Genomic DNA, 12,387 nt, shown 5'->3' on the forward strand with positions numbered 1-12,387 from the left:
AAAGATTTAAAACTATAATTCTTTACGCAGGCGGGCTACAGGGATATTCATTTGTTCGCGGTATTTAGCAACGGTACGGCGGGCAATGTTATAGCCATTCTCTTTCAATATTTCAGTAAGCTTTTCGTCAGCCAGCGGATGGCGTTTATCTTCTTTGCCAATATGCTCCTGCAAGATCTTTTTTACCTCTTTGTTTGATACTTCCTCGCCGCTTTCGGTTTGTATAGCTTCGCTGAAGAATGATTTTAGCAGGAATGTACCATGTTCAGTCTGCACATACTTCGAGTTGGCCACACGCGATACTGTTGAGATATCCATGCCAATTTTATCAGCGATATCTTTCAGTATCATCGGTTTAAGGTTCTTCTCGTCACCGGTTAAAAAGAAATCGTACTGGTACAGCATTATGGCGTTCATGGTTTTAAGCAGCGTTTGCTGGCGCTGCTTTATCGCATCAATAAACCATTTGGCCGAATCAAGCTTCTGCTTTACAAATTGTACTGCCTCTTTTAACTTTTTATCTTTTTGCGATGCTTTTTCGTAATGCTGAAACATCTCCTGGTATGAGCGGCTTACTTTTAACTCAGGCGCATTTTTTGAGTTAAGCGTAAGTACAAGTGTGCCGTCATTATTGGTAATATGAAAATCAGGAATTACTTGCAGCTGTTTTGTATTTACCTCATTTGAATCACCCGGTTTCGGGTTAAGTTTCAATATCTCATTAACAACCCCTCTAAGTTCTTCAGAGGTCATGTTAAGTGACTTCTCAAGCTTATCATAGTGTTTGCGGGTGAATTCGTCAAGGTAATCTTCTACAACCAGAATGGCCTTTTTGATTATCGGATCGTTAACGTCCTTTTTGCGCAGTTGTATCAATAAACATTCCTGTAAACTGCGTGCGCCAACCCCAGGAGGATCGAAGGTTTGTATCACCTTCAGCATTTCCTCAACTTCTTCGTCCTCTGCCATTACGTTTTGTGAAAACGCCAGGTCATCGGTAAGTGACATGATAGGACGGCGCAGGTATCCATCGTCATCAAGGCTGCCAATTATTTGGCGGCCAATCATAAAATCTTTGTCTGATAGAGGAAGCAGGTCGAGCTGTGCCTGAAGATTTTCAAAGAAAGAGCTTTGTATGGCGATGGGCATTTCCTTTTTATCATCCTCGTCATCGCCGTTTTGGTCGTAACGTGAGCCGTAGTCGTTGAGATTATCGTCCTGTAGGTAATCGTCTATATTGAATTCATCGGCCTCGCCACCTTCATTATCATTGCTGAAATCGTCGTCGGGGTCGCGGTCGGGATATTGTTCTTCCGGTTCGTTTAAGTTAGTAAGGCTTATATCTTCAAGCGCCGGGTTTTCTTCCAGTTCCTCTTTGATACGGGTATCTAAAGACACGGTAGGCACCTGCAACAATTTTATAAATTGAATTTGCTGCGGCGAGAGTTTTTGTAATAGTTTTTGTTGAAGATTTTGTTTTAGCATACTTAGCAGAAGCCACAAAAGTACATCATTAGTTTAACTTAAAAAAGTAAAGCATGTGCTAATGCAAGTGGCAATGTTGTTAAAATGCCAAAAGAATATATTTGTTTTAACGGTTGATTATTTTTTACTTTAAACAATCTTAAACTGTTAACGCTATGGGCTTTGTAAAGGAATTTAAAGAGTTTGCCATGCGCGGCAATGTGGTCGACCTGGCAGTGGGTGTTATCATTGGTGCTGCTTTCGGTTCAATTGTAACTTCATTAGTGAACGATGTAATTATGCCACCAATAGGGTTTATAACCGGCGGCGTAGATTTTTCAGACAAAAAGATCCTGCTTAAAGCCGCTGATGAAGCAGCTAAAACGCCGGAAGTTGCCATATTATATGGAAAATTTATAAATACGGTTATACAGTTTGTTATTGTGGCATTTTGTATATTCCTGGTAGTTAAGGCTATTAACTCGCTTAAAAAGGAAAAAGAGGTGGCACCTTCGGTACCGCCTGCGCCTACAAAAGAAGAGGTTTTACTTACCGAAATACGCGATATACTGGCAAAACAACGCGCGTAGTTATTTTTAAGTTTATGTTTGAAAAGTTGCAGGAAAACGCTAAATTTGCGCTCTTGTTTTTTAAAACGACGAATAACTATATATAGCGATGAAAAGAACTTTCCAGCCTTCTCAAAGAAAAAGAAGAAACAAACACGGTTTCCGTGAGCGTATGGCAACTGCAAACGGCCGCAGGGTATTAGCTGCAAGGCGTGCTAAAGGCAGAAAAAGGTTAACCGTGTCTGACGAGCGTCGTCACAAAGCTTAATCCCGGTATTTTCTGCTGCGGCTATATTTGAACCGTGGGCGCAAGCGTGTTCTGGTTCAAAAACTTCCGCAACTATGCATACTTTTAAAAAAGAAGAACGGTTATGTAATAAAAAGCTGATAGAACAGCTTTATCATAACGGTTCTTCTTTTTTATGTTATCCCTTCAAGGTTTCGTGGGTGCTTGCTGATCAGCCCCAGTCTTATCCTGCGCAGGTAGTTTTTTCGGTATCCAAAAAAAAATTTAAACGTGCGGTAGATCGTAACCTGGTTAAACGCCGCTCGCGCGAAGCTTATCGACTGCACAAACAGCAGCTGCTTTACGATGCCCTTTCATCTTCCCAAATAAACATCCTGCTATCTATCACCTATATAGGTAAAGAGATTGAAGGTTATAATATGTTCGAGAAAAGAATGATTAAGCTACTTAATCAGCTTAGTGCGGAGGTGCTGAAATGAAGTGGATGTTAAATGCGGTTAAAGCCGTATTAGGCTTTATCTTCTTATTACTTATCAGAATTTACCAATACTTTATTTCACCGCTAACCGGCGCTGCTTGCCGTTATACGCCTACCTGCTCGCAATATGGCGCCGAAGCTATAAAAAAGCATGGCGTTTTTAAAGGCGGTTGGTTAACTTTGAAGCGCATTGCCCGCTGCCATCCGTGGGGCGGACACGGGCATGATCCTGTACCCTGATACATTATGACAGATATTATCCTTCAAATAGAAACTGCAACTACAGCCTGTTCGGTAGCCGTTTCGGCAAACGGAAAGGTGATTGATAACAAACTTATTGATCAGCGTAATATACACGCCGAAGTGCTTACGCTATTTATTGATGAGCTTTTACAAAACTCAAGCCTTGCATATAATCAGTTGGATGCTATCGCTGTAAGTTCAGGGCCGGGTTCATATACAGGATTACGAATAGGTGTGTCAACTGCAAAGGGACTGTGTTTCGCGCTTGATAAACCGCTGATTGCCGTTGAAACGCTTGAAGCCATGGCGGCCGGAGCAGTTGATAAATACGCTGCTGAAATTGATGATGATACCTTGCTTTGTCCGATGATAGACGCCCGCCGTATGGAGGTATATACTGCTTTATTTGATCCAAAGGGCAATAGGATTACTGCAACGTCGGCAGAAATAATCGATAATAACAGCTTCGCACAACAATTAATCCAGCATAAAATTATTTTTTTTGGGGATGGCGCCGAAAAGTGTCAAAGCGTATTAGGGAATAATATTAATGCTGATGTAAAAACTGACTTTGTTAACTCTGCATCTTACATAACAATAGCAGCTTATCAAAAATTTAAAGCAGGCGAGTTTGAAGATGTAGCCTATTTCGAGCCTTTCTACCTGAAAGATTTTATAGCCGGTAAAAAAGCGCTATAATTCGCCTTTGGGTTTCTTGCCGAACATCTTATCAAAGAAACGTCCCAGGAAACCTTTTTCTTCGCCCATTGGTATACGGCTCGCATTAAGCGGACTTTCAATTGGAGGGCCGAATTTAAACGCTACACCAAAAAAAACATCACCTCCTACATAACTACTTCGATATTCTGATTGCCTGCCAGCAAGCCTTGCGGTAGGTAAAAGCCTTTCGCTGCCGATATATACCTCGGCATTAGGCGTCTTAAACATAAATTGTCCGCCTACATTAAGCATTCGCAGATCGTTATATGACGCACTTAAAGTTAAAACCAGGTTATTGTATTGTACATGATTAACTAATGCACCGGTAAAACCCTGATAAAACAATTGCTTTTGAATGATCAATGAGGGGAAAAGTTTTAAAGTATGATCGTAATTCAGCCAAAATTGCTTGGATGCACTTAGCTCGGCCACACCGTTGGTTGGGGTGATATAAGATGCTATTGTGCTATCCCCGGAGTTAATAAACTCTTTTGCAGTTTGTTTTACATTCTCTTCCCTGTCGGGGCTTTTTAACCCTGAAAACCTGCGGACGTCATTAATATCGAAACGGGCAGAACGTTTACTCCAATGTATAAAACCAAAATCTTTAACATTTGCCTGCCAGATTAAACCACTTTCATCCTTAACTGATCCGCCTAAACTAATGGATGCTCCCGGATTACGCAACGATGGGGTAAAATCTATAATATCGCGCTTACCCGGAAAGTAGCTTCTATAATAAGTCGCTCGCAAGGCTACGTCCGCATTTTCACCGGCAGGGTCAAATGCCAGATGCGATTCATGAATGGTTAAACGCTGATGCTGCACACCCATCAGGAAATTTAGTTTAGCACCAAGCGCTACACGCCTTGATACCTTCTCCCGGTATGAAAAACCAACCTGGTAATAGTTTTGATAATCGCCTTTACTGTTAATCAGATTATCATACTGCTGTGTGTTGAAGTTTGCAGCGCCGTTAAAAAGTGCAATGGTTTCATCCGTTATCAATCCTCTTGCTTCAGCTTTGTATTTAATTGAAAAGCCGATTTCCTGGTCGCCTTTCAAACTGCTGTACATTTTTAGCATCAGCAGGTAAACGCTGGCGTTAATGTTGACATGGTTGAACCTGGCTTCGCCTATGCGCAGATCTGAGTTATTATACCGTTCATCAAAAAGCCTTGTAGTTATTGATCTTTGCGCATTTCCCCTTAAAAAAGCATTGCCACCAAAGTTTGGTATAAAAAAGTTTGAAGCATACATGTTGCTCGAGTCGCGAATAAACGAGCGTTGCGAAGGGTTTTCAAATGAATCGAAAAGCGTCTCAGTATTGTATTGCGAAAATGTTTGAGCGTTGAGGGTAACAGAAATAAACAAAAAAGAGATAAAAAGTAATAATTTCTTCATTATAAGTAGCCTCATGGATCCCTTCGCCAGGTTTTATGTTTGAACACTATTTTGCTGCTATTGTTCATTTAAATTTACGGATGTGTCGGTTTTGTCACCGCTTTCACTATTTTTTCCTATACAAAAATTGGTATAGAAGCCATCGCCTGATGCCGTAAATTGGTATGATACACCTGCAACGTTTTGCCAGCCGGATGTATTACTATTGAATATGCCGAACAGATCTTTTTGCATGTCACGCTTAAAAACAGGTGTGGCATTTTTTATATCCAGGTAAAACAATATGTTGCTCCGCTGCGACATCAGGTTATCAAACCGGCTGTAATCGTCCATTTTTACCAGGAACTTACGGTTAATATAACTTTCACGATAGCTCTCAAGTTCCTGATAGCTATTGGCCAGTACCAGGTAATTATCTAAAATCATAAAAAACGGCTTTTTGAATACATCAAAGCTATCGCCGAACAAAAAGTATGGTATTTTATCGTAATTAAATCTACCGCTATTTTCGCTCATTGGCGAACTGATACTTAATAAAGCAGGTAGCAGCCTGTCGCCATTTTTTATGGATATTATACCCAATCGTTCCTGAAAGCGTGTGGTAATGATGGCAAATTCATTTGATAAATCACTGCCAATGTCGTGCCTGATATCTACACCGGTTTCATTTTGTATGGTATTGATCAGTTGTATTTCATCTGCCGATGTTTGTTTATGCCAGTTATCAAGCGCGGTAGTGTACGTTTTTATATCCGACAGGGCATAGCTGGTAAAATACGCCGTAGTTGACGGAAAAATATTTTTTAGTCGGTTTTGAACCGGTTTCTGTTTAAGAAACAAATTAAGGTATCCTTTTTGGCCATTGTTAATGGTAGTAAGGCCGTTAAACATTAACGCGTCGCTTTTATAGTTCAGGCTTAATACGGCTGTTGCAGATAGATTTCTGAACTGTTTAAACATTCCGGCATCGTAACTAAAAAAGCGCTTATATAAGGCGTTTAACTGTTTGTAATTAATGTACAAATTAGCCAGGGCATGAGTGTTTTGTTGAGCTGGCAACAAGGCAAAGCCATGCTCTTTTGTACCGGTATAAGCCGCGCTTTGGCTTGCAAGTTCTTTTGAAAAGCTTCCTGTTAGTATGTTGTGTCCTTTGTTAATTAAGTAAAAGCGTTTACGGGGTTGCTTTAAATAAATATTATAGCCGTTTTTACCATTTATTTTCAAAGGAGTAATTAGAAGGCCAGGATTTTTGATATCTGCAATGTTTTCAAAATCGTCATTGTCAAACTCTTTGGTCGGGACTATTGTAAGCAGGTAATTTATACTATCACCTTGCGCCGGATGCAGAGAAATAAACAAGTTCTGTCCTTCAAAAAAGTCGTTCAGGGCAGTGCTTTCTATCAGCGTATGGCGTAAAATATCAAAGTCTTTTAGTGATTGTGGTCCAATTACCGAAGCAGGTAGATCATTCCCGGCGAAAATATCATAAAAGCTTTTTTCGTCGGCATATTCAAGTATCAGGGCAGCAGTATTGGGTATGTTGCTCATTACCTGATTGGTACTAAGGCCGGGCGGATTTAAATTTTTGAAATAAGCAGTCGTTATATAACCTGCGGCTATAAGCAATACAAGGGTTATAATAATAAGCCGTTTCATTAATCAGTTTAAAACGTGCAATTTATATATTTTATGCTAAGCACAGCATATTGCAACATTTGGTTAATTTAGCTTTTTATCTGTTTTATGAATAAAAACATCATTATTACAGCAGCTTTATTTGGTGCGCTGGCGGTTGTGCTTGGCGCTTTTGGCGCGCATGGCTTAAAGCCGTATCTGCAACCCCAGCAGCTGGAAGTATGGCATACAGCCGTGCAATACCATTTTGTGCATGTGCTGGCTTTGCTGTTCCTTTCTACCTTTACACGTTTTAAAAACAAATTAATTGCGGCAAGCTATTATTTATTTACACTGGGTATAGTTTTCTTTTCAGGATCATTGTACCTGCTGTCTTGTCGAGATATGTTAGGCTGGGGATGGATAGGTATCCTTGGTCCTGTAACGCCAATTGGCGGGTTGTTATTTATTGCCGGATGGCTTTGCCTCGCTGCCGCCGCTATCAGAGATAAATAATCTTATCATTCGTTAAACTTCAACTAAAATGAATTGGAAAAATTTCCTTTTTATTATATTGTTTATTTCATCATGCGTTTCAAAAGGTGACCAAGATATTTATGGTTTATATACACCGGTTAATTATGTAAATACTTTTGACACTATCCAACTTAAACAAGGCGGCATTTATGAAAGAAGGATTTTTGACCGTGACAATAATCTTGCTTTCAGCATGAAAGGAAAATGGGAACGTAAGGGACAAATTATTACTTTCAAGAATTTCTTTTTAAACCTTGATAGGGATATAAAAAAATTTTCAGAACTTCTTACTGACACTTCAGGAACTATAGATGTTCAATATGATGTAAGGAATGATATAGTTGTATTCTGCGCCGGATATTATGAAGAGCAGAATTGTTATGAGAAGTTGAACGAAATAGAATAAATACTTAATGCTGGAATTTGCCGAAACACATTCAACCGGGCGGAAAACACTGTTTGTAGAAGTGATACTGCCTTTGGCTATCGCCAAAAACTACACTTACCGTGTGCCGTTTGAAATGAACGCGCTTGTTGAAACAGGCAAGCGTGTGGTGGTGCAATTCGGTAAAAGCAAGCTTTATACAGCCATTATTCTTTCTATAAGTGAACAGGCGCCCGAAAAGTATGAAGCCAAATACATACTGGAAGTGCTTGACGACCGACCGTTGGTTACTACAGCGCAGTTACAGCTTTGGCAGTGGATAGCCGATTACTACATGTGCTACATTGGCGAGGTAATGAACGCTGCGCTGCCATCGGTATTAAAACTGGCCAGCGAAACCAAGATCACTTTAAATAAAGATATTGAGTTAGATCGCAGTCAGCTGCATGATAAAGAGTTTTTGATAGCCGAAGCCCTCGACCTGCAGCCCGAGCTTACTGTAAGCGACATTGCAAAGCTGCTTGGGCAAAAAACGGTAATGCCGATACTGAAAATGATGTTCGAGAAGAACATTATCAATATCTCTGAAGAAGTTAGCGACCGTTACAAACCACGCAAGCGGACATTTATATCCCTCAATCCGGTTTACCGTAACGACGATAATCTGAAGGAGTTAATGATGATACTGGAGCGCGCTCCTAAACAGGCCGACGCGTTGCTGGCTTATATCCACCTGTCCAGAAATCAAAAGCTCATTTCAAAAAATGATATTACCGAAGCCAGCGGAGCAGGAGCAGCCGCAATAAAGGCGCTTATTGATAAGGAAATATTTATTGCGGGAGAAAAGAGCGTAAGCCGCCTGCATCATGAAAAAGAGGAAGAAACCGGCATTTTCGACTTAAGCGAACAACAGCAACATGCGCTTACAGATATTAAACGTCAGTTTGAAGATAAGGATACTGTGCTGCTGTATGGTGTTACTTCATCCGGCAAAACCCAGATATATGTTCGCTTGATTGAAGAGATGATAGCTACAGGCAGGCAGGTGCTGTATCTTTTGCCTGAAATAGCGCTGACAACGCATATCATTGAGCGGTTGCGGACATACTTCGGATCGGCTATCGGAGTGTATCACTCTAAATTTAATGATAGCCAGCGTGCCGAGGTTTGGCAGAGAGTAATGGCCGGCGAGTATAAAGTGGTGCTTGGTGCCCGCTCGGCGGTGTTTTTGCCTTATGCTGATCTGGGGCTGATTATAGTGGATGAGGAACATGAAACGTCCTACAAGCAGTTTGACCCGGCGCCTCGATACAACGCGCGCGATGTGGCTATTTACCTTGCCAATATGTACAATAGCAGGGTGTTGTTAGGTTCGGCTACTCCCTCATTCGAAAGTTACTTTAATGCCCGTATTCATAAATATGGCCTGACTGAACTTGCTGAGCGATATGGCGGAGTGGAGCTGCCGGATATTGAGGTGGTCAGCATTACTGAAGAAACAAAGAAAAAAACTATACAAGGCCACTTTACCGGGGCGCTGATGAAAGACACGCAGGAAGCGCTTTCAGCAAAGGAGCAGGTGATATTATTTCAAAATCGCAGGGGATACGCACCGTTATTAATGTGCCGTGTTTGTGCCTATACCCCCAAATGTATAAACTGCGATGTGAGTTTAACTTATCATAAAAGTAGCGGTAAACTGCATTGCCATTATTGCGGCTATAAAGAGGATTCGCCTACCATTTGCCCTGCCTGCGGCTCAACGCACCTGGAGTATAAAGGCTTAGGCACCGAAAAAATTGAGGATGACCTGAGTGTTTTATTGCCCGATGCACGCATCGCGCGGATGGATATGGATACTACACGGTCACGCAATGCGCTGCAAAACATTCTTAATGATCTGGAAGAAAAAAAGATCGATATATTGGTAGGCACTCAAATGGTAGCTAAGGGTCTTGATTTTGCTGATGTTACGGTAATAGGTATCATCAATGCAGATAGCCTGCTCAAATTTCCTGATTACCGGGCAAACGAACGCAGTTTCCAATTACTTTCGCAGGTAAGCGGCAGGGCCGGGCGAAGAGGTAAAAGGGGAAAGGTTGTTATCCAGACATATGACACAGCGCACCGTGTAATAAAACAGATTATTGAAAATAATTACCACGACCTGTATTTCACTGAAATGGAAGAGCGGAAAAGCTTTAAGTATCCGCCGTACTACCGCATAATTAATCTCGATGTAAAGCATAAAGACCCTGAAATGCTATACAATCAGGCGATTTACCTGGCAAATGAGCTCCGCAAGCATTTTGGCGACAGGGTAATTGGTCCGGAAACGCCATTAATTGGCCGCATACGTAATTACTACATCAAAACCATTATGCTTAAGTTTGAGAAAGATGGTTTGTCAATTGTTAAGGCAAAGACTATCATCAGGGATGTTATCACGCAGTTTCAAACTACTAAGCTAAGCAAGGGCAGTATTGTACAGCCTGATGTCGACCCGTATTAAACTACTTCTTTTTTATTTGTTTAACCTGTATGTACGGCATGCCAATGTTTGCTGCAATGCCGCAACTGTAGCTGTTTTTCAAAAGTTTATAATCAACTCTTACCACCATGCTGTCCTGCTGAAATTTTTCGTCAAGAAATTCAGGTTTGTAATGTGTATTGTTTATCTGGATGGCCCATCCGCAACCATCGGCGGCGGGGTTACCCAAGTCGATTATAAGGCCGTCGGCTTCAATTGTCCGTTCGTCTTTTTTACATGCTGAAAAGGCCATGCTTACCAAACAAAAAGCAGCGGCCAGATATATTTTGTACATATGAGTTTTCATGTTAATATTTATTAGGATTACGCAGTACTTTAATTTAATGCTACACAGCGCCTTAAAAAAGCAAGTGTATATGAAGTGCTTTCGGCGTTAAAAACGGGATGTTTTTTTGCATAACTTAGCATGCAAATGGCCTATAAGTATAAAGATAATTACCGTGAGCAGGGGGCGCGTAAACGACTGGTTGAGTTACTGCGAAAGAAGGGTATTGAAGACGAAAAAGTACTTGCAGCCATAGGTAAAGTACCGCGCCATTTCTTCTTCGACGAGACTTTTTACAACCAGGCATATAAAGACATCGCTTTCCCGATAGGCGAGGGGCAAACCATTTCGCAGCCATATACTGTGGCCTATCAAACCCAGTTGCTGCATATTAACAAAGGCGACAAAGTGCTGGAGATAGGTACAGGCAGCGGTTATCAAACCTGTATCCTGATGGAACTTGGCGCGCAGGTTTACACCATTGAGCGGCAGGAGAAGTTGTATGAAAGAACCATACAGGTATTGCCTTATATGGGATATAAACCCCACTTTTTTTTAGGCGACGGATCAAAGGGCATATCAGAGCAAGCTCCGTATAACAAGATCCTGGTAACTGCCGGGGCGCCTTTTGTACCCGATATATTATTGCAGCAACTAAAAATTGGTGGTTTGCTTGTTATTCCTGTAGGTAATGAAGAAACGCAGCAAATGGTTACCGTACTAAAGGTTGGTGAGCATGATTACGAAAAGGTGGTGTTAGATACTTTCAGGTTTGTGCCGCTGGTAGGTGATAAGGCTTGGTAGTTTTATTTCGAATTTCGAATGTTCCATTTCTAAATTATAATCATTTGTCATGCTGAGCGATAGCGAGGCATCTATAAGAAAGCGGACAATCACTTGCCGATAGATTCTTTACTATCGTTCAGAATGACAATTTGATTCAAGTTTTTAAATTCCTGTTAGCTAAAACTCATCCAAAGTATCTCTTTGTACAGGTTCAGGGAAATATAATTTCAAGATGGATGCATCCGGATCGATTTCGAAATTGTAACCTTCATTAAAGGTAGTGCCAGCGCTGCGGTCTTCGCAGCCGAAGTAGTAGTCGATGCGGTACTTTAACCAAATTCTGCCTTTTCTTGTATCCGGTTGATATTCGGCGTTGGTTATTTCAAAGCCCTCTATATATGGCGAGCCGCCGTCGTTGAAGTGGTACTCACGTAAAATACGCTCAATAGCCGGAAAGACATCGTTATTTTTATAAATCAACAAGCTGATAAAATTCTGAATCGAAGTTTGCTGTGTACTTAACTTTTGGTATGATTCTTCCTCGAAGGGAATATTCACTATAGGCATGGTGGCGATTAAAGATTCTTCACTGACGTTCAGAATGACAAATTTGATAAATACTAAATTCTAAACAGTAACATCCGAAATTGAACATTCGAAATTCGAAATCAAACTCACCGTTTCAACGCCCTGTCCATTTCTATTTTGCTGTCGCGCTCTTTCATAGTTTCGCGCTTGTCAAAAGTTTTCTTACCCTGTGCAAGGGCTATCTTTAACTTGGCAAAACCGCGTTCGCTAATAAACAAAGCCAGCGGAACAATAGTAAAGCCTTTTTCTTCACCCTTTACCAGCAGTTTTTTTAGTTCTTTTTTTTGTAGAAGCAATACACGGTCGCGCTTAGCCTCGTGGTTATAGAACGAGCCCATCGAGTACTCCGAGATATGCAGGTTACGAACATATAACTGCCCGTTCATAAAGGTGCAAAAAGCATCATTAAGGTTAGCTTTACCTTCCCTGATCGATTTTATCTCGGTACCAAGCAACTGGATACCTGCTGTGTACTCGTCAAGTATATGGTATTCAAAGTATGCTTTTTTGTTTTTTATGTAGATATCCTGGCTCAT

General features: G+C 41.0%; 15 protein-coding genes. 9 read left to right on the forward strand and 6 right to left on the reverse strand.

Features of this window, described 5'->3' with window-relative positions:
* Positions 1 to 12: 12 nt before the first annotated feature.
* Entirely contained in the window at positions 13 to 1,485 is a 1,473-nt protein-coding gene (rpoN, locus tag EOD41_RS01360; protein ID WP_127702985.1) for an RNA polymerase factor sigma-54, read from the reverse strand.
* A 155-nt stretch (positions 1,486 to 1,640) separates the two neighbouring features.
* On the opposite strand from rpoN, the gene mscL reads away from it, so the two are divergent.
* From mscL to tsaB, 5 genes are all read left to right on the forward strand, one after another.
* Entirely contained in the window at positions 1,641 to 2,054 is a 414-nt protein-coding gene (gene mscL / locus EOD41_RS01365) for a large-conductance mechanosensitive channel protein MscL (protein ID WP_127702986.1), read from the forward strand.
* A gap of 88 nt (positions 2,055 to 2,142) precedes the next feature.
* Positions 2,143 to 2,301 carry a 50S ribosomal protein L34 gene (rpmH, locus tag EOD41_RS01370; RefSeq protein WP_127702987.1) on the forward strand — a complete coding sequence of 53 codons (159 nt, stop codon included), beginning with the start codon at positions 2,143 to 2,145 and terminating at the stop codon, positions 2,299 to 2,301.
* 74 nt (positions 2,302 to 2,375) lie between these two features.
* A complete protein-coding gene (gene rnpA / locus EOD41_RS01375; protein WP_127702988.1) occupies positions 2,376 to 2,759 on the forward strand; it encodes a ribonuclease P protein component in 384 nt (127 codons plus the stop codon).
* Complete coding sequence (yidD, locus tag EOD41_RS01380) at positions 2,756 to 2,998, forward strand: membrane protein insertion efficiency factor YidD (protein WP_394342454.1); 243 nt, start codon at positions 2,756 to 2,758, stop codon at positions 2,996 to 2,998. Before rnpA ends, yidD begins: the two co-directional genes overlap by 4 nt.
* A gap of 6 nt (positions 2,999 to 3,004) precedes the next feature.
* Entirely contained in the window at positions 3,005 to 3,700 is a 696-nt protein-coding gene (gene tsaB, locus EOD41_RS01385; protein WP_127702989.1) for a tRNA (adenosine(37)-N6)-threonylcarbamoyltransferase complex dimerization subunit type 1 TsaB, read from the forward strand.
* On the opposite strand, the gene EOD41_RS01390 is transcribed toward tsaB, so the two are convergent.
* Both EOD41_RS01390 and EOD41_RS01395 read right to left on the reverse strand, forming a co-directional pair.
* On the reverse strand, positions 3,695 to 5,125 hold the full coding sequence (locus EOD41_RS01390) for a DUF5723 family protein (protein ID WP_127702990.1): 1,431 nt from the start codon (positions 5,123 to 5,125) through the stop codon (positions 3,695 to 3,697). The genes tsaB and EOD41_RS01390 overlap by 6 nt on opposite strands.
* Positions 5,126 to 5,182: 57 nt before the next feature.
* Positions 5,183 to 6,781 carry a hypothetical protein gene (locus tag EOD41_RS01395; protein ID WP_127702991.1) on the reverse strand — a complete coding sequence of 533 codons (1,599 nt, stop codon included), beginning with the start codon at positions 6,779 to 6,781 and terminating at the stop codon, positions 5,183 to 5,185.
* A gap of 87 nt (positions 6,782 to 6,868) precedes the next feature.
* Here EOD41_RS01395 and EOD41_RS01400 point away from each other — a divergent pair, with 87 nt between their 5' ends.
* The 3 genes from EOD41_RS01400 to priA are packed head-to-tail and all read left to right on the forward strand — an operon-like array spanning position 6,869 to position 10,173.
* A complete protein-coding gene (locus tag EOD41_RS01400; protein WP_127702992.1) occupies positions 6,869 to 7,255 on the forward strand; it encodes a DUF423 domain-containing protein in 387 nt (128 codons plus the stop codon).
* A gap of 28 nt (positions 7,256 to 7,283) precedes the next feature.
* Entirely contained in the window at positions 7,284 to 7,682 is a 399-nt protein-coding gene (locus tag EOD41_RS01405) for a hypothetical protein (RefSeq protein ID WP_127702993.1), read from the forward strand.
* A 7-nt stretch (positions 7,683 to 7,689) separates the two neighbouring features.
* Positions 7,690 to 10,173, forward strand: a complete 2,484-nt coding sequence (priA, locus tag EOD41_RS01410; protein WP_127702994.1) for a replication restart helicase PriA — start codon at positions 7,690 to 7,692, stop codon at positions 10,171 to 10,173.
* 1 nt (position 10,174) lies between these two features.
* On the opposite strand, the gene EOD41_RS01415 is transcribed toward priA, so the two are convergent.
* On the reverse strand, positions 10,175 to 10,498 hold the full coding sequence (locus EOD41_RS01415; RefSeq protein WP_127702995.1) for a hypothetical protein: 324 nt from the start codon (positions 10,496 to 10,498) through the stop codon (positions 10,175 to 10,177).
* Between the two features lie 126 nt (positions 10,499 to 10,624).
* On the opposite strand from EOD41_RS01415, the gene EOD41_RS01420 reads away from it, so the two are divergent.
* Entirely contained in the window at positions 10,625 to 11,281 is a 657-nt protein-coding gene (locus EOD41_RS01420) for a protein-L-isoaspartate(D-aspartate) O-methyltransferase (protein WP_127702996.1), read from the forward strand.
* A gap of 159 nt (positions 11,282 to 11,440) precedes the next feature.
* Here EOD41_RS01420 and EOD41_RS01425 read toward each other — a convergent pair whose 3' ends face one another.
* Together EOD41_RS01425 and smpB are read right to left on the reverse strand one after the other, a co-directional pair.
* The gene (locus tag EOD41_RS01425) at positions 11,441 to 11,830 is read right to left on the reverse strand and encodes a hypothetical protein (RefSeq protein WP_127702997.1); all 390 of its coding nucleotides are present in this window, start codon (positions 11,828 to 11,830) and stop codon (positions 11,441 to 11,443) included.
* A gap of 107 nt (positions 11,831 to 11,937) precedes the next feature.
* Positions 11,938 to 12,387 carry an SsrA-binding protein SmpB gene (gene smpB / locus EOD41_RS01430; protein ID WP_127702998.1) on the reverse strand — a complete coding sequence of 150 codons (450 nt, stop codon included), beginning with the start codon at positions 12,385 to 12,387 and terminating at the stop codon, positions 11,938 to 11,940.

This window comes from Mucilaginibacter limnophilus (assembly GCF_004005815.1).
GTDB classification, from domain to species: domain Bacteria; phylum Bacteroidota; class Bacteroidia; order Sphingobacteriales; family Sphingobacteriaceae; genus Mucilaginibacter; species Mucilaginibacter limnophilus.